General features: G+C 72.8%; 8 protein-coding genes and 2 pseudogenes. 6 read left to right on the top strand and 4 right to left on the bottom strand.

What is annotated here, in order from left to right; translation table 11 throughout:
• Positions 1-27 precede the first annotated feature (27 nt).
• From IE273_RS24150 to IE273_RS24125, 6 genes are read left to right on the top strand one after another with little or no spacing between them, the layout of a single operon-like run.
• Positions 28-1,566 carry an amino acid adenylation domain-containing protein gene (locus tag IE273_RS24150; RefSeq protein WP_189817264.1) on the top strand — a complete coding sequence of 513 codons (1,539 nt, stop codon included), beginning with the start codon at positions 28-30 and terminating at the stop codon, positions 1,564-1,566.
• A 26-nt stretch (positions 1,567-1,592) separates the two neighbouring features.
• Complete coding sequence (locus IE273_RS24145; protein ID WP_189817263.1) at positions 1,593-3,380, top strand: acyl-CoA dehydrogenase family protein; 1,788 nt, start codon at positions 1,593-1,595, stop codon at positions 3,378-3,380.
• Positions 3,377-11,305 carry a non-ribosomal peptide synthetase gene (locus IE273_RS24140; RefSeq protein WP_189817262.1) on the top strand — a complete coding sequence of 2,643 codons (7,929 nt, stop codon included), beginning with the start codon at positions 3,377-3,379 and terminating at the stop codon, positions 11,303-11,305. The genes IE273_RS24145 and IE273_RS24140 overlap by 4 nt, the downstream gene beginning before the upstream one ends.
• A 1-nt stretch (position 11,306) precedes the next feature.
• Positions 11,307-12,650 (top strand): MFS transporter, encoded by a 1,344-nt coding sequence (locus IE273_RS24135; RefSeq protein ID WP_189817261.1) that lies wholly within the window; start codon positions 11,307-11,309, stop codon positions 12,648-12,650.
• Complete coding sequence (locus IE273_RS24130; RefSeq protein WP_189817260.1) at positions 12,647-15,781, top strand: type I polyketide synthase; 3,135 nt, start codon at positions 12,647-12,649, stop codon at positions 15,779-15,781. Before IE273_RS24135 ends, IE273_RS24130 begins: the two co-directional genes overlap by 4 nt.
• Positions 15,778-18,465 (top strand): amino acid adenylation domain-containing protein, encoded by a 2,688-nt coding sequence (locus tag IE273_RS24125; protein ID WP_189817259.1) that lies wholly within the window; start codon positions 15,778-15,780, stop codon positions 18,463-18,465. The genes IE273_RS24130 and IE273_RS24125 overlap by 4 nt, the downstream gene beginning before the upstream one ends.
• A 343-nt stretch (positions 18,466-18,808) precedes the next feature.
• Here IE273_RS24125 and IE273_RS24120 read toward each other — a convergent pair whose 3' ends face one another.
• The 4 genes and pseudogenes from IE273_RS24120 to IE273_RS24105 form a co-directional block, all read right to left on the bottom strand.
• On the bottom strand, positions 18,809-19,219 hold the full coding sequence (locus tag IE273_RS24120) for an oxidoreductase C-terminal domain-containing protein (RefSeq protein WP_189817258.1): 411 nt from the start codon (positions 19,217-19,219) through the stop codon (positions 18,809-18,811).
• A gap of 9 nt (positions 19,220-19,228) precedes the next feature.
• Positions 19,229-20,180 (bottom strand): annotated as a pseudogene (locus IE273_RS24115) (IS481 family transposase).
• A gap of 366 nt (positions 20,181-20,546) precedes the next feature.
• Positions 20,547-21,058 (bottom strand): annotated as a pseudogene (locus IE273_RS45220) (Type 1 glutamine amidotransferase-like domain-containing protein); the annotation flags it as partial.
• 853 nt (positions 21,059-21,911) lie between these two features.
• Entirely contained in the window at positions 21,912-22,832 is a 921-nt protein-coding gene (locus IE273_RS24105; protein WP_189817257.1) for a phosphatase PAP2 family protein, read from the bottom strand.
• Positions 22,833-22,838: the final 6 nt, after the last annotated feature.

Genomic DNA, 22,838 nt, shown 5'->3' with positions numbered 1-22,838 from the left:
ACAAGTCTATTGAGGTGACACCGACTCATGTCCACTCCCCAGCCGGGCGCATCCGTGATGTATCGCCTCTTCTCCCGCCAGGCGGCAGCGCACGCCGACAAGACGGCGGTCCGCGACGACCGTACGGCCCTGACCTACCGGGAGTTGTCGCAGCGGGTCGACGTGCTCTCCGCCGCTCTCCGTGAGCGCTGCCCGCAACCCGGCGCGCGCATAGGACTCTTCCTGGGCCGCACCGTGGACCTCCTCACGGCCGTCCTGGCGGTGACCGCGGCCGGTCACGCCTACGTACCGCTCGATCCGGCCTATCCGGCCGAACGGGTGAGCTTCATGGCGGCTGACAGCGGACTGTCCTTGGTGCTGTCCGACCGGGCGGTACCGGAGGAGTTCGCCGTCGAGGACCCGCTGCGTCTGGACCAGGTCGACTGGTCGCACCGGGTGCCCCCGCAGCCGGGCGCCGACACCGATCCCGACGCGGTGGCGTACGTCATCTACACATCGGGGTCGACGGGCCGCCCCAAGGGCGTCGAGATCCGCCGGCGCGGTGTCGTGGCGATGGTGGACGCCATGTGCCGGCGGTACGACTTCACGGACCGCGACGTGTGGACGCTCTTCCACTCCGCCTCCTTCGACTTCTCCGTGTGGGAGATGTGGGGCGCGCTCACCGTCGGCGCGACCCTCGTGGTGGTGCCCGCGGAGACGGCGCTCTCCCCCCGAGCCGCTGCCGAACTGCTGGTGCGCGAGCGGGTGACGGTGCTGAACGTCGTGCCCTCGGTGTTCCGCTATCTGACCGCCGCCGCCCGGGAGTCAGCGGAGCCGCCGGTCACCGTACGGCGGATCGTCTTCGGAGGCGAGGCCGTCGACGTGGCGGACATCCGCTCCTGGCGGCGATCGGTCAGCGCGGACTGCGCCTTCGTCAACACCTACGGCCTCACGGAGGCCACGGTGTTCGTGAGCACCCGGGAGCTGTCCGCAGAGGAACTGGACGCCACGACGGACGACCGCGAGTTCGCCACCGATCTCGGCACTCCGCTGAACGGCTGGGACTACCACGTCCTCGACGAGCACGGCCGGCCGGTGGAGAGCGGCGGGACGGGGGAGATCTGGGTCTCCGGCGAGGGGCTCGCGGTCGGCTACGCCAACCGGCCCGAACTCACCGCGGAACGATTCCGCCTGCTGGACATCGACGGCGGCGCCGCCGTCCGCTGTTACCGCAGCGGTGATCTGGCGGTCAGGGCCGCCGGCGGTGCCTTCTGTTACGCGGGCCGGGCCGACGACCAGGTGAAGCTGAACGGTTTCCGTATCGAGCCCGGTGAGATCGAAGCGGTGCTGCGGCAGGTGCCCGAAGTCCGCGATCTCGCGGTGGTCCGGGTCCGCAGCAGGATCGGCGGAGACATCCTCGCCGCGTACTACGCCTCGGACACCGGATGCGACCTGCCCGAACTCGCGGACCGGGCCAAGGCCCTGCTGCCCCGGCACATGGTGCCCAGCCGCTTCCTCCGGCTGGAGGCACTGCCGCTCACCCCGTCGGGCAAGACCGACCGGCGAGCGCTCGCGGAGACGTCGTGACGAACCAGGGAAAGGAAGCCGCCGCCATGGCAACGGCCACCCGCAACTCCGACAGCGATCCGGACCGGGAGAGCTTCCTGGAGGAGCTCTACCAAGGCCGGTTCCGGTGGGACCTGATCCGTGACTTCCCCGAGCAGAGCAGGCAGGACGCGGAAGCCGGCGACGCGTTCATCGAGGAGATGACGGACCTGCTCCACGAGCGGGTCGACCCCGATGCCGTCGACCTCGACAAGAGCCTGCCCGACGGGTTCCTCGAGGAGATGGCCGGCCGAGGGTACTTCAAACTGCAACTGGACTCCGGACTCGGTGGCCACGGGCTGTCCCACTACAACACCTTCCGGGTCATGGAGGCGGCGGCCCGCTGGTGCGTACCCGTGGCCATGTCCCTCGCGATCGAGAACACGCTCGGCTCGGCCGCCTTCCTGCCCCTAGTACCCGAGGGCCCCTTGCACGACCTCCTGCGGCGGCACGTACTGGACAACGGCCTGTCGGCCAGCGCGGACACGGAACCCGCCGGCGCGGCGAACCGGGGCAGGACCACCACCGCCACGGCCGTTCCCGGAGCGGACGCCTACCGGATCAATGGGGAGAAGGTCTTCGCCGGGCACGCACCCGTCGCCGGCCTGGTGGGCGTGACGGCCACGGTGGGCGATGGCGCGGACGCCCGGATACGGGAGTTCTTTCTGCGCACCGACAGCCCCGGAGTGACGGTGGGGCAACTGCACGAGTACATGGGTGTGAAGGGGTTCCCCAACGGCCATCTGCGGCTTGACGACGTGGTCGTACCCGCCGGCCAGATGCTCGTCGAACCGGACACCGAGCATCAGGTGAGGATGACGGCCACATCGTCGGCTCTGGTCAAACGGGGAAGGTTGCACCTCATCGCGGCTCCCTCGCTCGCGGCAGCCAGGCTCTGTGTTCGGTGGATCCGGGAGTTCGCCGTACGGCGGACGGTCGACGGACGGCCCCTGGGACAGTACGACGAGATCAGACACCAGGTGGCTGAGTCGCTCGCCGACACCTTCGCCATCGAGACGGTCACCCAATGGTGCCTGATCCCTGAGGATCAGGGCGGAAAGATCAACCTTCAGTTCGAACGGAACGCCATCAAAAGCATCACCTCCGAACTCGGCTGGGCCCTGGTGGACCGGACGATGTCGCTGATGGGAGCCGAGGGGTACGAGACAGCCGAGAGCAAGGCGCGGCGGGGTGCACCCGCGGTACCGGTCGAACGGCTCATGCGGGACGTGCGCAACTTCCGTATAAGCGGCGGGGTCAATTTCCAGATCGACAACTGGATCGCGCAGCGCTACATCCTCTCCTACTACTATCCCGAGCCGGATGCGACCGAGCGGGCCGGGACGGATCCAGCCGACCCCGGTACCGGTGCCGCCGCCCTGAACGACCGCAATCTCGCCCACCTCGCCGCCGTCGCCGCCGCGGTCCACGAGTTCGGGCGCACCTGCTCCGGTCTGGCCCGCGCGCACCCGGTCCGTTCCGATCTCCTCGAGAAGGAACGCACCCTCATCCAGTTGACCAGGCTCGCGAGGGAACTGCTCACCATGTCCCTCGTCCTGGCCCGCGCCTCGGCCATGACCGAGCGGGGAGACGACGGTGGGCAGGACCTGGCCGACGTCTACTGCACCTCGGCCCGGCACCGCCTCGCCGACCTGCGACGGCGGCTGTCCGGCGCCCCGTCGCCCGCTTTCGCCGTGCTCAGTGACTCCTGGCTGGCCGGCCCGTCTCCAGCGCCTCCCGTACCGGACGCGCCCGCCGCCGCCCGGAACGGCAGCACGGAAGGAACGCAGTCGTGAACGACCCCGTCGAACAGATACCGCTCTCCGTCGGTCAGGAGGCGATGTGGATCGTCTGGCAGCGCGACCCCGGGCAGTGGATCCACATCATCCCCAGCCCCTTCGCGGTGCGCGGCACGATCGATTTCGCGCGTCTCGGCCAGGCCGTCGCGGCCCTCGGCTGTGCCTTCCCCCAGCTCCGCGGCCGGGTGGTCCCGAGCGCGCGGGGGCCGGTGCTCGACTGGTCCGACGCCCCCCACATCCCGGTGCGGGAGTCGACCACGTCCCTGGCCTGCGACGAGGCCGTACGCCGCGTCTGGCAAGTGCCCTTCGACCTGCGCCGCGGACCGCTGGCCCGGGTGGACCTGCTGCACGGGCCCGATTACACGGTTCTCGTCCTCGCCGTCCACCACCTGGTGTCCGACGGCACGTCCGTCCTGATCCTGGCCGACGCGCTGCGGCGCGCCTACGCGGGCGAGCCGTTGCCCGCCGGTGACCCCGCACCCGCGCTGCGGGCCTTCGCCGACCGCTCCCGGGAGCTGGCCGACACCCCGGCGGGCGAAGCACACCGCGCCTACTGGAGGCAGGCCCTCGGACAGGACGCGCCGGGGCCGCTGCTGCCGCGCAGCGTGGACGAGCCGGCGTACACCGCGCTCGGCGAGCCCCTGCCGGCCGACCTCGTCGCCCGCCTCCGCTCCAGGGCGGAAGAACTGGGCGTCTCCTACGTCACCGTACTGCTGGGCGCCTACTACGCCCTGCTGCACCGGCACAGCGGCGCGAGCGACCTGCTGGTGTTCCTGCCCTTCCACGGCCGGACCGACGACGCCCTGCGGGACCGGGTCGGCTATTTCGTCAACCCCCTTCCGATCCGTCTCACGGTGCACGAGCGCGATACCTTCGCGGACCTGCTGTCCCGGGTCCGCGGTCGGATGAAGGACGGCATGCGCCACGGCGACCTGCCGCTGCCCGCCATGATGCGTGCCGCCGGACTGACCGGCCCCGACGCGCACGCCCGCACCCACCAGACCGTGTTCCAGTACTGGAACAACGGGCGGCGCGACGGCGTGGACCTGACGGAACTGCGGCTCGAAGCCCCCGGCTCGTCCGCAGTCCTGAGCCTGCTGGACAACGAGAGCAGCGCCGGTTTCCCGCTCACGTTGATGGTGCGCGAGGAGCGCAACGAAACCCACGTCCTGTGGAAGGACCCGACCGGGGCCGTGGGCCCCACACAGGTGTCGGCGCTGGCCGCCGGCTACCGGGAGGCGCTGGAGGCGATCGCCGCCGACCCGCACACGCCGCTGCCCGCCCCGGACCCTGCGACCGCGGCCGGGACACCGGCCGCCGAACCGGCGCCCGGCACGGACCCCGTGTCCCACGCGCCCGCACGGTCAGTCCCGCCGGCGCCGGCGGACCCGGCTCCGGAGACACCGGCCCCGGTCGCCCCGGGGAGCCTGGCGGCGATGCGGCGGGTCTGGGAGGACGCCCTGGGCATCGAGGGCATCGACGAGCACGACTCGTTCTTCGAACTCGGCGGACACTCGCTGCTCGCCGAACGGCTCACCCTCGCGGTCTCCGACCAGTTCGGCCGCGAGGTCCCGCTCCGCACCCTGTTCGAGCACCCGCGGCTGTCGGAGTTCACCGCCGCCGTCCTGCCCGAGGACGCGGCGGAGCCCGCCGTGACGGACGCCGCGCCCGTGCCGGAACCGGTCCCGGCCTCCGCCTTCCAGCAGCGCGTCTGGCTGGCCGAACAGCTCGAGCCCGGGCGCGGCGCCTACAACGTGCCGATGGCCTGGCGGGTCGCGGGCGATGGGCTGGACCCGGCGGCACTGCGGGACGCGCTGGCCCGGCTGGTGGAACGCCACGAGATCCTCCGCACCGCCTTCCTGGAGCGCGACGGAGAACCGTGGCAGGTGGTCGGACCGCCCTGGGTGCCCGAGGTCCGCCACGTCGACCTGCGCCACCGGCCCGACCCCGAGGCGGCCCTGCGCGACTGGCTGCACGAGGCATGCCTGGAGGACTTCGACCCCGCCTCGGGACGGTTGCTGACCGCCGCCCTCGTCGAGACGGGACGAGGCGGCCAGGTGCTCTTCCTGTGCGTCCACCACCTGCTGTGGGACGGCGAGTCGACGGGTGTCCTGCTCAGGGAACTGGCCGCCCTCTACTCCCTCCCCGCCCCGGCGGGGGCCCCCGCCGGATCCGCCGCAGTCCGTAAGGCCGCTCTGGTGCAGGAACGGCTGTGGTCCGCCGCACCGGACGGCCGGCCCGGACTCTCGGTGTCCCTGCGCCTGTCCCGCCTGCCGGGCGACGAGGCACTCCTGGAGGCGGTCCACCGGGTCACACTGGCGCACGACGCGCTGCGCACGCACCTCGGCCTGGCCGGGGACCGGGTCGTGCAGTACGTACGGAGCCAGGCGGCGGTGACCCCGGTCCGGCTGCCCGTGCGGCCCTCCACCGGGAACGCCGAGGTGCCGGACGCGCTGCGGGACTGGGCGGCCGAGCCCTTCGACCTGGCCCGCGGCCCCCTGTTCAGGATCGCGGTGCTGCCCGAGGAGTCCGGCGGCGGCTGGCTCACCCTGGCCGGGCACCGGGCGGTGCTGGACGAGCGGTCGCTGCGACTGGTCGCCCGGCAACTCCTCGCGGCCCTCGACGACGCCGCGCTGGCCGAGCCCAGCAGCTTCCCCGACTGGCTGGAGAACACCGCACCCGCGACCACGGCGGAGGAACTCGAGGCGCGCGCGGCGGCGCTGCGTCCGGCCGCCGAAGCGCTGGCACTGCCCGAGCGGCGGCCCCGGAAGACGGACGCCCCCGTCCAGGAGTACGAGGAGGGGGTCGTCACGTTCGCCGTGCCGGGGGAGCGGGCGGTGCGCGAGGCGGCCGATCGCCTCGGTGTCGGGCACCGGGACCTGCTGCTCGCGGCCTTCGCCGCCCTGCTCGGCTGGTACACCGGCCGGCAGGACCTGCTGGCCGGCGTCGCACACGGGGCCCGGCTGCCGGCGGACCGCTACGTGGTGGGCCCGCTCGCCACCGTCCTGCCCGTGCGGCTGCGGCCCGAGGTGGGCGAGGACTTCGCCACGCTCGCCACCCGTACGGCCGCCGAGCTGGCGGAGGCCACCGCCCACGCGGGGACACCGGCCGAGGAGCTGATGCGGCTCGTGGACCCGTCGAGGACCGACCGGCCGGCCCCGCCGACCGAGGTGCTCTTCGACTTCGACGACCACGACGGCTTCGACGGCTTCGACGGCTACGCCGGAGACGCCGACGGGTCCGCACCGGACGTGCCCGCTTCCGCGACCGGCGCGGTGCGCGCCGTCGTGGAGACGCCCGGCGGCCAGGACGCTTATGACGTGGCCCTGCTGCTGCGGCGCCGGTCCGGGCGGCTGGAGGGGCGGCTCGTCTTCGACGCGCGGTACTTCGACCACGACCAGATGCGGACGCTGGCCGAGCACTACCTCCGCCTGATCGAGTTGTTCGTCGAGGCACCCGGCCGAGCCGTCGGCGAAGCCGATCCGCTGACCGAGGCCGAGCGGCACACCCAGTTGGCCGTGTGGAACGGCACGGAGGCCGACTACCCGGGGACACCTGTCCACGAGATGATCCGGCGGCACGCCCTCGCCCGGCCGCACGCCGTCGCGGTGACCGCCGGCCAAACCGAACTCACCTACCGGGAACTGCTGGAGGACGCCGAGGCCATGGCCCGCGGGCTTCGGGCGGCGGGCGTCCGAAGCGGCGACCTGGTGGCCCTGGTGCTCCCCAGGGGAGCCGAGCAGGCCCTGACGACACTCGCCGTCCTGTTGGCGGGCGCCGCCTACCTGCCGGTCGACCCCGCCGTCCCGGCCGACCGGCTGAGCTTCCTCCTCACCGACTCCGGCGCCCGCTGGGCCGTGCTGCCCGACGAGCCGGCCGCGCCCCATCCGGGCCTGGAGGGGTTCGGGGGGCAGGTACTGCGCGGGAGCGGGCTGCGTACCGCCCCGGACGGCGTCCCGCTGCCCGCCGTTCCGCTCGACTCGCCGGCCTACTGCATCTACACCTCCGGTACCACCGGCCGTCCCAAGGGCGTGGTCATCAGCCACCGCAACGTGGTCCGGCTGCTGCACAACGACCGGTTCCCGTTCTCCTTCGGCTCGTCCGACGTCTGGACCCTGTTCCACTCCTACACCTTCGACGTCTCCGTGTGGGAGCTGTTCGGGGCGCTCAGCCACGGGGGCCGGGCGGTGGTCGTCTCCGAGGAGCAGGCCAAGGACCCGGTCCTGTTCTGGGACCTGGTCCGGCGGGAGCGGGTCACGGTGCTGTGCCAGACGCCCTCCGCCTTCCGCGGCCTGATCCAACCCCAGCCGCGGCTGGCCCCCGCCCTCGACGCGCTGCGGTACGTGTTCTTCGCGGGCGAGGCACTGCACCCCGCCGTACTGAGCGCGTGGGCGGAGCGCCATCCGCACGTACGGCTGGTGAACATGTACGGCCCCACGGAGACCACCGTGTACGCCAGCGTGCACACCGTGACCCGGGCCGACATCGACGCGGATGCCAGCGTCATCGGCCTGCCGCTGCCCACCACCACGCTGCTGCTCCTGGACCGGCACACCGGCCGCAGGCTGCTGCCGGTGGGCGCGGTGGGCGAGATCCACATCGGTGGCGAAGGAGTCGCCGAGGGCTATCTCAACCGTCCGGAACTCACCGCGGAACGCTTCGTGGACTCCCCGGTCGGGCCCGGCCGGCTCTTCCGCAGCGGTGACCTCGCCAGCTACGGCCCGGACGGCGCGCTGCGCTACCACGGCCGCGCCGACGCCCAGCTGAAGCTGCGCGGGTACCGGATCGAGCCCGCGGAGGTCGAGGCGTGCCTGCGCCGGCATCCGGCCGTCACCGACGCGGCGGTCTTCGCCGAGGACGAGCGGCTGGTCGCCGTCGTGCAGAGCGCCGAGCCGCCGACCGCCGAGGCGCTGCGCGCCCATCTCGCGGCGACACTCCCGCAGTACATGGTCCCGTCGCTGTTCAAGACGGTCACCCGGATGCCGCTGACGCCTCAGGGAAAACTGGACCTGAGGACACTGCGGTCGACCGCCGCCGTCCTCGCGGCCTCGGACCGGTCACGGCCCCTGACCCCGACCGCCACCGCGCTGGCCGACATGTGGGGCCTGCTGCTGGACGTCCCCGCGGCCGGCGCCGACGACTCGTTCTTCCTGCTCGGCGGGCACTCCATGCTGGCGGTCGAGCTGACGAGACGGATCGGCGAGCGCTTCGCCGTCACCCTGCCGGTGCGGGCCGTGTTCGAGCAGCCGCGGTTGCGGGACCTCGCCGACCTCGTCGACCGGGAACTGGCCGCGCGCACCGATGAGACCCCGGACCTGCCGCACGCCGGGCCGGCCACCGGACGCGTGCCCGCCGCCGCCTTCCAGCGCGGTGTCTGGCTGGCGGAGCAGGTGGAGGGCCGGGGCCGGCACAACGTGTCCCTGGCCTGGAAGACGTCCGGCCGGCTCGACACGGAACGGCTGGAGAGGGCGTTCGCCCTCCTCGTCGACGGGCACGAACTGCTGCGCACGGCCTTCGTGGCCGAGGACGGCGTCCTGCACCAGGTGGTGAACGAGCCCTGGCGCCCGCGGGTCGACCGGCTCGACCTGAGCGCGTCGCCGGTCCCCGACCAGGAGCTGACCCGCCGGCTGCACGAGGAGGCCGATCACCTCTTCGACCCCGCGTCAGGCCGCCTGCTGCGGGTCGCACTGGCCGAACTGGGCGCTGGAGAGCAGGCCCTGCTGGTCTGCGTGCACCACCTGGTCATCGACGGCGAGTCCGTCCCGGTCCTCCTCCGTGAGCTGGAGCGCTGCTACACGGCCGCGGCCCACACCGACCCTCCGGAGCCCCCGCCGGTGCAGTACCGCGACTTCACGGCGGCACAGGAGGCGCTGCGCGGCACTCCACGGCACCAGGCCGACCTGGCCCACTGGCGGGAGGCACTGGCCGGCGTCCCGGTCCACACCGACTTCCCCGAGCCCGCGCGGACCGGACCCGACGGGGTGGTGCCGGTACCCCTGCCCGCAGGCCTGGCCGACACCCTGCGACCGCTGCTGACCGAGCACCACGCCACCCCCTTCATGGCGTTCGGCGCCGCGCTCGCCCTGGCGCTGCACCGCTGGACGGGACAGCGGTGCCTCACCTTCGGCGTGCCGATGACGATCAGGGACCGCGCCCGCTTCCGGGACCTGCTGGGCCCGTGCCTCAACACGGTGGTACTGCGCTCGCGGAGCGGTGCGCAGACCGGTCCGGGGACGGACGCACGGACCGGCGCGGAAGGCGGAGCGGCCCCGGACGCGTTCATCACCGCCCTGCGCGCGGTGCGCCGCGAACTGCTGGCCGCGGGGGAGCACTCCGCGGCGGCCTTCCCGGACGTCATGGACACGCTCCGGCCCGAGCGGGCCGCGGGACGCACCCCGTACGTCGACGTGATGCTCAACATGAACCCGCGCCCGGGCACTCCTCCCGTGCTCGGCGGCGCCCCGCTGGAGCCGTACCAGCCCCCCTCCCTGCTGTCGCACGCGCCCAAGTTCGGCCTCGTACTGACCGTCACGGAGCGGCAGGGCGAGCTGACGGCGCTGCTGTCCTACCAGGGTGACCGGGTCGCCGAGGCCGACGCCCGTGCCCTCGCCGACGACCTCGCGCGGCTGCTGACCCGGTCGCCCGGCGAGCGGCCGGCACCCGCCCCGGACCCGGCGTCCGCACCGGCCCCGGAACGGACCGCGCAGTACCGCGACTTCACCGCGTCCCAGGAGGCGCTGCGCGGCACCCCCCAGCACCGGGCCGACCTGGCGCACTGGCAGCGGGCACTGGCCGGCGCGCCGGCCTACGCCGACTTCCCCGTCCCCGAGGAGCCCGGACCCAACGGCCTGGTGGACATTCCGCTGCCCGCCCGGCTGCCGGAAATCCTGCGGCCCCTGCAGGCCCGGCACGGTGTCTCCCTCTACATGGCCGCCCTGACCAGCCTGGCGGCGGTCCTCCACCGCTGGAGCGCGGAGCCGGACCTGGTGATCTCCAGCGAGATGAGCAACCGCGGCGCGCCCGGCCTCGCGGACGTGCTGGGACCGTGCCAGAACACCGTGGCCCTTCGCTCCCGCATCACCGAGGGCACCACCTTCCTGGATGCCCTGCTCGCCCTGCGCGCGGAGGTGCTGGCGGCCCTGGAACACGCGCAGACACCCTTCGACGAGGTGGTGCGGCTCCTCAACCCGCCGCGCCTGCCGGGGCGGACGCCCTACGGCGACGTGTCGCTGGAGTTCCGGACCGCCCCCGGGAGCGGAGCGGCGCTCGTCGGAGGGCAGGCCCTGCACGCCGTCGGCGTCGGCCGGACCGGTGCGGGATTCCTCGGCAAGACCGGCGTCACACTGTCGCTCGTCCTCGACGGCGACCAGGTGTCCGGTCGGATCAGCTACCGCGGCGACCGCTACCGGCGGCAGGACATGGAGCGGCTCGCCGCGGACTTCGGCCGGACGCTGGGGAGCCTTCCGGACCGACTCGCGGAGCCGGTGGCCGACCCCGCGGAACGGGACACCCCGCGGACACCGCCACCGGCCCTCGTCCTGCACGGCCGCCGGGACACCCCCGAGGCCGGGAACGCCCGCGCCCCCCGGCCGGAGGCGGCCGAGCCGTCGGCCGCCGGACTGGAACGCCGTTTGCTGGCCCTGTGGTCGAAGGCGCTGGACGTTGACGGCATCGGGACGCACGACAACTTCTTCGACCTCGGCGGGACCTCGGCGGCCCTGGTCCAGCTCCGCGGCGCGCTCAACGCCGAACTGGGTCGGGAACTGCCGGTCACCTGGCTGTTCGAGCACCCCACCGTCGAGGCGCTCGTCAGGTCGCTGACGGCCGGGGACGGCCGGTCGGACGCACCCGCGGCCGCCGCGCCGCAGCGGAGCGCCCCGGAGCGGCGGCGGGAACTCTCCGGCCGGCGGAGGCGGGGCTGACGTGGCCGTCGCACGAACGGATGCCCTACGGCTGAGCGCCCATCCCGTGCTGCGGGTCGTGCTCGCCGCCGAGGCGGTGTCGATCCTGGGCACCCAGCTCAGCGCGGTCGCCACACCCTGGCTGGTACTCACGCTCACCGGCTCGGCGCGCACCGTGGGGCTGGTGACGGCGGCCCAGTTCGCCGCCGTCACCGCGTCCGGACTCTTCGGCGTCTCCTGGGTGACCCGCCTCGGCCCGCGGCGGGTGATGCTGTACGGAGACGCCCTGTGCGCCGTGCTCATCGCCCTGCTGCCTCTCCTCCATGCCCTCGGCTGGCTGTCGGTCGGCGTGTTCGCCGCGGTGATGTTCCTCGTCGGACTCACCTTCGCGCCGTACATGGCGAGCCAGCAGAGCCTCCTGCTGGACCTCGTCGGAACCGACGAGTCCCTGCTGAGCAGGGCCAACGCGGCGTTCCAGGCGGCGACACGGCTGAGCATGCTCCTCGGACCGCTCCTCGCCGGGCTCCTCATCGCCACCCTGACGGCTTCCCAGGTGCTGCTGCTGGACGCCCTGAGCTTCGCCGTCTCCGCACTGCTGCTGTACCGGCGGCTGCCCCCGGCCACCGGCACCGGCGGCCACGCCGACCGCCCGCCACTGCGCGAGGGGCTGCGCGCGCTGCGCTCGGACCGGCTGGCGACGCGCTGGACACTGGGCCTGGCGCTGAACGAGGCCGCCTGGCAGGCGATGTTCGCGATGATCCCGCTCGTCGCCCTGATCAGAGCGGACGCCTCCCCGGTCGCCGCCGGGGCGCTGCTGGGCTCCTACGGCGGCGGGACCCTGCTGGGGACCCTGGCCGTGGGACGGCTGCTGCGCCGCGTACCGCCGCGCGCCCTGGCCGTGGCCGGACGCGTGGCCCTGGCCGCCGCGTTCCTGGCCTTGCCGCTGCCCCTGGGCCTGGGCGCGATGGCGTGCTGCCTGGTCCTGGTGGGCCTGCTCAACGGCGTGTCCCTGGCACCGGCCACCGCGGTGCGCGCCCTGCGCCTGCCGGAGCGCTCCCGGACCGAGGGCCTGACCGTCGCCACCGGCCTCACCCTGGCCGGTGGCACGGCGGGGTGGGCCCTGGCCGGCTTCGCCGCCCAGTCCGCGGGCCTGAGCACGACGTTCCTGGGCCTCGGAGTCCTCCAGGCAGGCGCAGCCGTCCTGTTCGTGTCCGGCGCGCTCGGAACGCGGGCCGGCACCTCCCGGGGCCGCGGCACCCCGGACCCCACCACGCGTACCCGATCCGACGACACCGTCCCCGTGGCGTCGGCCCACACCGACGCGCCGACCGCCGGCACACCGGCGGAGCAGGAAGGCACAGCATGACAGCCACTGATCCCACAGGCCCCGCACACCGCACACACCCCGCGGACCGGACCGACCCGGCGGACCCGACCGACTCCGCGGACCAGGCCGGCCACATCGCCGTCATCGGCATGGCGGGCAGATTCCCGGGCGCCCCCACGGTGGAGCGTTTCTGGCGCAACCTCCTGGACGGCCGGGAGTCCGTCACCGTACTGCGCGACAGGCTTTCCCCCCACCAGCCCGAGTACACACCCGCCTACGGGGTGCTGACCGACGCGGCCGCGTTCGACGCGGAGTACTTCGGCTACTCCCCCCAGGACGCGCTGATCATCGACCCCCAGCAGCGACTGCTCCTGGAGTGCGCGCACGAAGCGCTGGAACGCGCCGGACACGGCAACCCCGACAGACCGCTGACGGGGGTGTTCGTCGGCGGATCCAACACCCGGCACGGTGAACGCGTGCGGGCGCGACTGGACGAGCTGCCGTTCGTCGACGAGTGGCGGATCGCCCACGGCAACGACGCGGACTTCCTCAGCACGCGCATCGCCTACAAGCTCGGCCTGACCGGACCCGCGGTGTCGGTCCTGACGGCGTGTTCCACCTCCCTCGTCGCCGTGCACTCGGCGGTCCAGGCGTTGCTAGCCGGAGACTGCGACATCGCCCTCGCGGGCGGGGCCAGCGTGCTGCCCGAGGCTCCCGCGACACGCTACGTGCCCGGCAGTGTCATAGCCCCCGACGGCCACTGCCGCGCGTTCGACGCCGCCGCGGCGGGCACCGTAGGAGCCAGTGCCGTGGGACTGGTCGTGCTGCGCCCGCTCGCCGACGCACTCGCGGACGGCGACCACGTGCACGCGGTGATCCGCGGCTCGGCCGTCAACAACGACGGCCGCGACAAGATCGGATTCACCGCCCCCAGCGTCTCCGGCCAAGCGACGGCGGTCCGCAACGCCCAGCTCGTCGCCGGGGTGGACGCCGAGGAGATCGGCTACGTGGAGGCGCACGGCACCGCCACCCCGCTCGGCGACCCCATCGAGGTCGCCGCCCTCACCAAGGCGTTCCGCGAGAGCACCGACCGGCGCGGCTACTGCCGGATCGGCTCGGTCAAGACCAACATCGGCCACGCCGACGCCGCCGCAGGCGTGGTCGGGCTGATCAAGACCGTGCTGTGCGTGGAGAACGGGATGCTCCCCGCCAGCCTCCACTTCGAGTCCCCCAACCCGGACATCGACTTCGCCGCCTCCCCCTTCGAGGTCAACAGCAGCACCCGTCCCTGGGACAACGCGGACGGCAGGCCGCGCGTCGCCGCTGTCAACTCGCTCGGCGTCGGCGGGACCAACGCCCACGTGGTGGTGGCCGAGGCACCGCCCCCCGTTCCGACGACGGGAGCACGGCCGCAGCAGTTGCTGCTGGTGTCCGGCAGGACACCGGCCGCGGCCGACCGGGCGGCCCGACAACTCGCGGAACACCTCGCCGACAACCCCGCGACCGGCCTGGCGGACGCGGCGTGGACGCTCGGGACGGGCCGCGACCACCACGCGCACCGGCGGTTCGTGGTGGCGGACGACACGGCGCGGGCGGCGGCCGCCCTCCGTGCCGACGGTCTCGCCGGCGGGACCGCCGAGCCGACCGGACGACCCGTGGCCTTCATGTTCCCCGGCCAGGGCGGTCAGGACGTCGGCATGGCCGCCGAACTGTACGCCCACGAGCCGGTGTTCCGCCGGTACCTGGACGACATCAGCGAACTGGCCACGGACCCGCTGGGGATGGATCTGCGCGACGTGCTGTTCCCCGACGGCGAGCGGGAGCGCGCTGCCGCGGCCGAGCGGATGGGCTCCATCGCGGTCGGCCAGCCCGCCGTCTTCGCCGTGCAGTACGCCCTGGCGCGCCTGCTCGTGTCCTGGGGCGTACGGCCGCGCGCCGTCGTCGGGCACAGCCTCGGCGCGTACGCCGCCGGCTGCCTGGCCGGGGTCTTCTCGCTGCCGGACGCCGTACGGCTGGTGGTCGAACGCGGCCGGCTGCTCGGTTCCCTGCCGGCCGGCGGCATGGCCGCCGTACGGCTCCCGGAGTCGGAGGTGACACCGCTGCTGCCCCCCGGCCTTTCCGTGGGAGCGGTCAACGGACCGGGCCAGTGCACCGTCACCGGACCGGCCGACCTGGTGGCCCGCTTCGCCCGGCAGCAGGCGGACAGAGCGGTCGAGACCCGCCTGCTGCGCATCGCGACCGCGGGACACTCCGCCCTGGTCGAGCCGATCATGGCGCGGTTCGCCTGCATCCTGTCCGGCCTCGAGCTGACAGAACCGCGGCTGCCCATGGTCTCGGACACCACAGGGGAGTGGGCCGGACCCGGCGCCCTGCGGTCGGTGGACCACTGGGTCAACCACCTCAGGCGTCCGGTCCGCTTCGGCCAGGCCCTCACCACGCTGTTCGACTCCCCGGACCTCTCCCTGCTCGACATCGGCCCGGGCCGGACGCTCGCCACGCTGGCCCAGCAGCACCCCGGGTACGACGGGCGCCTGGTGGCGCACGCCTCACCCCACCCCGCGGAAGCCACCTCCGCCCGGACCACCCTGCTCCGCGCGGTGGGCCGACTCTGGTCGTCCGGGACGGACGTGGACCTGGACGCCCTGCACTCCGGCGAACGCCGCCGCCGGGTGGCCCTGCCCACCTACCCGTTCGAACGGCGCCACTTCCTCGTACCCGCCACCGCGCCCGGGCGCACGGGGACCGGGACGGCCGGGCACACGCCCACCCTCTGGACCGGCTCACCGGCCACGGAGGCGAACCGGGGGACGCCGCCCGGCGGGACGGCGGAGGGGCACTCCCCGGACCGGCACCGGCCGCGGGAGGCGGCGGACGAGCGCCAGGACGGACACGAGGTGCTGGAAGCGGTGGTCGACGCCTTCCGGAACGCCCTCGGGATACCGGATGTCGAGCCGCACGACGGATTCCTCGACCTCGGCGGCGACTCCCTGCTGGCCGCCAAGCTCGCCGCCTGGGCCGCGGCGGAGTTCCGGGTACCGGTCTCGGCCGCCGACGTGCTGCGCGGTACCGACGCCGCGTCGCTCACCCGGCTGATCCGGGAACGCGGCCGTACCGCCGCCGTCCCGGCCCCCAGGCGGGCCCCCGACACGACGGACCGGAGCGGCATATGACCACCGAGCACACCCGCGCGGCAGGCCCGTGGATCGTGGGCAAGACCGCGCCGGGCGATCCCGACGTCGTCCTGTACTGCTTCCCCCACTCCGGCGGTCTGGTGGGCGAGTACATCCGCCTCGGCCGGGAACTGCCCGGCGTGCAGGTCTACGGCGTCTCCCTGCCGGGCAGGGGCGGCCGCGCGGCGGAGCCCGGCCTCGCGGACATCGGAGAGCTGGTCACCGCCCTGCTGGACGACACACGGTTCCGCGGCCCGTTCGCCTTCTTCGGGCACAGCCTCGGCGCGCTCGTCGCGTTCGAGGTGACCCGTGAACTGCGCGCACGCGGACGGGAACTACCCACCCGGCTGATCCTGTCGGCGTACCCCGCCCCGCACCTGCCCCGCGCCTTCCCCGGTCTGTCGTCACTGCCCGACCACGAGCTGACCGGAGCCGTGCACGACCGCCACGGTGGGATACCCGCGGAGATCGCCGCGGACGACAGCCTCATGGAACTGCTGCTGCCGGCGCTCCGGACGGACTTCGCGATCCTGGAGAACTACCGGTACCGCCCCGACGAACCGCTGCCCGTACCCCTGGAGGTCCTGGGCTCGGACCAGGACACGGTGACGGCCGGACAACTGGCGCCGTGGTCACGGCACAGCACCGCCGGCACCCGGACGCACACGTTCACCGGCGGCCACTTCTACTTCCGCGAGGACCCGGCCGCGCTGACCGCGACCCTGCGCTCGGTCCTGACCCCCGACCGGTCGACGGACGCGGCGGAAGGACACCGGCGCCCGGCGCGGACCGGCCCGGACACCAGCCCAGCGAAGGAGAGCAGCACGATGGACGCCCCGGACCGGTCTCTCGCCGAACTCGGGGGACCCGTCGAGCCCGACGAGCAGGTGCCGCACGCTCCCGACGACGGACGGCACGCCTGCGACGGTCCCGTCCGGAGCGACGCCCCGGCCCGTGCGGCATCGCTGGATGAGGCAGTGCTGCCGGAAGCCGGGCCCCCGTCCCCGCGGACGCTTCTCGACGTCTTCCGGGCCACGGTCGCCGATCACCCGGCCCGGCACGCGATCGACGACGGAGCTACCGTACTGAGCTATGCGTCCCTGGCCGCGGAGGTCGAAGCGGGCGCCGAGCGGCTCCGCGCGCACGGCATCGGCGTCGGGGACCGGGTGGGCGTGCGCATCCCCTCCGGAACCGCGCAGCTCTACGTGGCGATCCTCGCCGTCCTCGCCTCCGGCGCGGCGTACGTCCCGGTGGACGCCGACGACCCCGACGGCCGCGCCGAGCGGGTGTGGTCGGAAGCCGGAGCGTGCGCCGTCCTCGAGGCCGGGGGAGCGCTCCGCCTGCGCGACGGCGTTCCGGCCCGGTCCGTGACCGGCGCCGCGACGCCGGACGACGACGCGTGGGTGATGTTCACCTCCGGCACCAGCGGCCGTCCCAAGGGCGTCGCGGTCACCCACCGCGCCGCCGCGGCGTTCGTCGACGCCGAGGAACTGCTGTTCGCGCGGAGCGGCTTCGTGGACTCCGGCGACCGGGTGCTCGCCGGACTGTCCGTCGCCTTCGACGCCTCCTGCGAGGAGATGTGGCTCGCCTGGCGCAACGGGGCGTGCCTGGTCCCCGCCCCGCGCGTCCTGGTCCGCGCGGGAGCCGAGATCTGCCCGTGGCTGGTGGAGCGCCGCGTCACCGTCGTCTCCACCGTCCCCAGTCTGGTAGAACTCTGGCCCGCGCAGGCGTTCGCCGGCATCCGGCTGCTGGTACTGGGCGGCGAGGCGTGCCCACCGGAACTCGCCCACCGTCTCGCCGACCACGTCGACCAGGTGTGGAACAGCTACGGGCCGACGGAGGCGACCGTGGCCTCCTGCGCGGCCAGGCTGACCCGGACGGACATCGTGCGGATCGGTCTGCCGCTGGCGGGCTGGCGGCTCGCGGTCCTCGACGGCGACTCCCGGCCCGTCCGGTGGGGCGAGGTCGGCGAACTCGTCATCGGCGGAGTCGGCCTGGGCCGGTATCTCGACGCCGCGGTGGACGCCGAGCGTTTCGCTCCGCTGCCCGGACTCGGATGGCCACGGGCGTACCGGACCGGCGATCTGGTGCGGGCCGAGCGGTCAGGGCTGGTGTTCCTCGGCAGGGCGGACGAGCAGGTCAAGATCCGCGGACACCGGATCGAACCGGCTGAGATCAGCTCACTGCTGGCCGCGCATCCGGCGGTCGGGCAGGCGCATGCCAGGGCGGTCGACGACGGCGACGGGCCGTACCTCGTCGCCTACGCGGTGACCGGTGAGGAGAACATCGCGGAACTGCGCACGTATCTCGCCGAGCGCCTGCCCGCGGTGATGCGTCCCGCCGTGATCATCCCGATGACGGGTCTGCCGCTGGCGACCAGCGGAAAACTGGACCCGCGCGCGCTTCCGGCCCCCTCCTTCCGGGCACCGGAGAGCCTCGCGCCAGACTCCCCGAAGACCACGCAGGAGATCGTGACCCACGCCTGGCTCAGTGTGCTGAGGGCCGAGCACGTGGGCACGGACGACAACTTCTTCGATGTGGGGGGCCATTCGATGCTGCTGGTCCAACTGCGGCGGCAACTGGCCGACTCGCTCGACCTTTCGATCCCGGTCGTCGAGCTGTTCGCGCATCCGACGGTACGCGGGATGGCCACCTATCTCGAAGGTCTCCGAGCCGGAGCCTGACGCACGCGAGCGGCCGGACTCCAGCCGGGCCCGGCCGCTCCGCCCACCGATCGGACCGGAGCGGCCGCCGGCCATCGGCGCCGTGTGTGGGTGCGGGTGCGTGTGGCGTGCGCGCGTGCGTGTGGCAGACGGTTGGGCGCATCCCGCCAGCGCGTGGCCCCGAGGCTCCCCCGCCGTTCGCGGCGATCCGGCCGTCCCCCGCCCTCGGCGGCATCTCCGGGCGCCCCCCTCCTGCTGCTCGCGATCGTCCTGCTGGCCGGCTCCGCCCCCGCCAAGGCCGTCCTGGTCACGCCGCCTGCGGCAGACGTCGACCTTGGCGACGTTCACGCCGAATGTGTACGGATTACCCGATACCGGCCGCCAGTTCAGCGGCCGGGCGGCGTTGGTAGCCTGCGATCCGGCTGGTCCGGTTGGCGGTCAATACCCCGACCATGTTCCCCCGGCGGTAGTAAACGACCGCGAGGCGCCGAGCGATGGAGTCGCTCTCAACAACCTCCGCCTCGTCACCCAGGGCCGGAATGCCTACGGAGCGGAACCTCACGCCGTATTGTTCGGACCAGAACGACGGCACGGGCAGATAGGGACTCAGCTCGCCTTTCTTTGCCAGGAGTGTTGCTGCTGCAGCCTCCGCCTGCTCGATGGCGTTGCTCCAGCGCCCGAGGGAGACGGCGCTGTCGCCAGCCCAGGGATGAGGCCATCTGGCCACGTCCGCGGCCGCCACTACGGCAGGCGCGGGGCTGCCGTTGGACAGCAAGGCGCGGCACTAGGTGTATTGCCCTGTGAGGTTGGGGACGCGGCTGGCGGGTGGTTGGCCCTTGAGCGCGGTGTGTCCGCGGTGGTGATTGTAGGTGTGCAGCCAGGCGGGGAAGGCGTCGCGTCGTTCCTGCTCGGAGCGGTAGGGGCGGGCGTAGGCCCATTCGTCGAGCAGGGTGCGGTTGAAGCGTTCGACCTTGCCGTTCGTCTGGGGCCGGTAGGGCCGGGTGCGCTTGTGGGCGATCCCGGCTGCCGCCAGGGCGTCGCGCCAGTCGCGTGAGCGGTAGCACGAGCCGTTGTCGGTCAGTACCCGTTCGACGGTGATCCCGGCCTGGGAGAAAAACGCCTGGGCCCGCTGCCAGAAGCCGGTGGCGGTCTCCTTCCTCTCGTCCGCGTGAATCTCGCTGTAGGCGAGGCGGGAGTGGTCGTCGACGGCGGTGTGCAGGTAGCTGTAGCCGGTGCCGGAACGTTTCTTGCGGCCCGCTTGTCGGCCCAGGACCTTGTGACCGCCCCCGTCGGGGATATTGCCGAGCTTCTTGATGTCGACATGGACCAGCTCGCCGGGCCGGTCGCGTTCGTAGCGGCGTATGACTTGGCCCGTTGCCCGGTCCAGGTGAATAAGACGGGCCAGGTTGTAGCGGGCGAGCACGCGGTGGACCGTGGAGGGCACCAGGCGCAGCAGGCCGGCGATGCGGGCCGGCCCCACCGGCGCAGGACGCGGACCTTGATGATCCGGCGCTCTGTCCGGGTCGGGGTGCGGCGCGGGCTGACGTGCGGGCGGCTCGAACGGTCGGTCATGCCGCTTCGCCGTACTGCCGGTAGCGGTCGGCCCATCGCTGGGCCGTGGTCGGTGAGACCTGGAAGCGTTCAGCGGCCCTGCGCAGGGTCCAGCCGTCCTCGACCACGCAGCGGGCAAGGCGCAGACGGCCGGTCTCGGTCAGGGGTGCATTACGGTGGGGCACGAGGGCCTTTCTGTTGCCGGTGCAGATGTCGCAATCCACACCGAGCCAGAGGGCCCTCACCCATTTCAAGATCTCTCAGCCGAGACCTGCGTCACCAACCTCCGTGAAGAGAACAACTAGAGCACATACCGCCATTCGTGGCACCGGTCGTTGCTGCACCGAGCGCAGTGACACGCGATCCGGTGGCACTGCGCATTGCCGAGGCGATACGGGACGTGTTCGGCGCCTTCGGCTCCGAGCACGGCCTGAGCCGCGGTGAGATAGCCCAGGCGTGTGCAGCGGTGGCTTCCGCCGGCGAGTTTGATGCGAGATTCCGGGTCTTCATCAAGCTTCGTCTGCTGGAGTCGCTGCGCGGCAAGGCCCACGATGATCCAGGTGCGGGAAGATCGAGAAATCAACCGCGCCCAGCGCGCTGTCGCCGCCGGTGGGCGGCTTCCAGCTCACGAACTCCTCCCCGACGCGGGGGGTCATCACACAGCTCCCCGCGCTGAGACCCACGTAGACCGTGTCGGGCAGCGACGGCAGGAGTTCAGCCAGCCCGGACTCCCGCATCCAGTGGCACAGGTACAGCGTGTCACCGCCGTTGACCAGCAGGACGTCGGCCTCCCGGACCCAGGAGACCCAGAGCGCCGCCTCGATACTGGGCAGCGCGGTGAGCTCCAGCACGCCCATCGACTTCCACCCCAGCTCGGTCATGGGGCTGGGAGATCGTCCGCTGATGAATCGCCATGGCCCGCCCGGATCAGCGTACGGGCCCCGTACCCCGCGGTGGGGATGCACAGGGCGCTGGACTCGGCAATCGGCTTACCCAGGAGGTCAACCAACGCATCCTGGATGCTCGCGTTCTTGACGCCGGAGTCGGTGAGGAGAAGCTTCATCGTGTCCTTCCCGGGGAACGCCGCACGCGCCAACAACAAGCCGTTCGTCAACGTGTCACAGACGCCACCATGTCATGGCCGCATCAGGACAGGCACTCGGAATCACGGAGCACGAGCCTCTCGGTCCTGATGGGGGCCGGCGGCCAGGCGACTCACATCCCCCTCCAACGGGCCATAAGCCGCGCCGCTTCACCCTGCGGGTGCAAGGTGAGGTTCTGACGTCATTTCTCGTGAACATCCACGGCCCCGCCGACCGCCCATCGCCACCCAAACTGATGGACAAACGCTGCTGCTTGAAGTGAACGAAGCCACTCGTGGTCACCGACAGCGCCACCCAGTAGCACCCCTGGAGCGCCGAGCCCTGCCCTTCCCGGCCGGGCGCGGCGCTCCGCCGTTCCAGCCCTTCGCTCCGGGCAGGAGGCTCCCTTGCATCCGATCCGTCTGATCTCGTTCGGTTACCTGCATCTGCCCACCGGCCCGGACGGCTCCCCGGTCCCGCCCGCCGCCGACCGGATCGAGGACGTCCACGACCGGCTCCGCGACCCGGCCGCCGCCCGCGACATCCTCGACCTCGACGGTCTCAACCCCCGCGCAGGACGTCGTCCTGAACACCTCCGGCACCCGCGAGCTGCTCGCCAACCTCGCCGACTACGCCGACCTGCCCGCCGGCCCCCGCCGCATCGCCATCGGCTGTGCGGGCGGCAGGCACAGACCTGTTGACCGGACTATGGGAGGACACGCCGGGCGGGAGTGCATCCCCGCTCGGGCGTCGACGGTTTCTACGACTGGCCGGTGGCATCGGATGGCCGCTTTGCCAGGATGCGCCGGTTCCCGCCCGGAGCCGACCGCGTGGTCAGCCCAGTGCGGGGCGTGTGCGGCGTGCGGTGTGCGCGGGCCGCCCGACTGCGGCGTACCAGACCAGGGCCGCACATATGAAGGCCGTCGCCGCGGAGACCAGTGACCTTGTGAGGGTGTCGTTTCGTGCGCCGGAAACGAGGGCGATGACCAATGCCACCGTCAAGGTGATGACGGGCAGCGCACGGGTGCTCCGCGTGGCGCCTGGCGCGGCGGCCGGCGGCAGCAGCCAGGTTGCGAGGCCGTACCAGGCACAGGCCAACAGTGTGGCCCCCAGCACTTCGCTGGGCCGGTGACCGCCCATGGTCGCGCTGGCGGCGGCGATGCAGGCGAGCCAAAGCACACCGGCCGTGGCGATGTAGGGGCGGATGCGGGGGGAAACCACGAGGACGGCGGCGAGAGTCAGCGCGGCGGGGATGGCGGTGTGTCCACTGGGGAAACCCTGATCAAGGAGATTCTCGGGCGCGCCCACCAGATCGGGGCGGGGCAGGGTCGATTTGAGCACCTCCTTGCCTCCGGTCGTGAGAATGACGACGCCGAGCGCCGCGCACCCCTGCCACCAGCACCGCCGCACCAGGGTGAGGACCACGATGACGGCCAGGCCCACCATCAGGGTGGGCTTGGCGCTCAATTCCAGCGGCGGCAGGGGCGTCGAGCCGTAGGCCGCTCCTGACAGGGGGTAGATCCATGCTTCTTCGCCGCCCTGCTTACCGAGACCAAACAGGGCGTTCTCAGCTCGTTGCCCCCACGGGGTGCAGATGGCGAGCAGGTAGACCGTCAGGAACCCCAGGGTGTACAGCAGAGCCGGCATCCACGGCCGTGTCGTACGCGACAGGCTGGGGGCGTCGGGGGCCTCGGGGGCCTGCCCGGAGGCCCCCGGACGGTGCGCGGGCAGGGCCGGAGAATCGTGCTGAGTCATCGCTCT

Origin of the sequence: Streptomyces olivaceoviridis (assembly GCF_014650115.1) — a bacterium.
In the GTDB taxonomy this organism is placed as follows: Bacteria; Actinomycetota; Actinomycetes; order Streptomycetales; family Streptomycetaceae; genus Streptomyces; species Streptomyces olivaceoviridis.
This window is presented reverse-complemented; position numbering and strand designations above follow the sequence as displayed.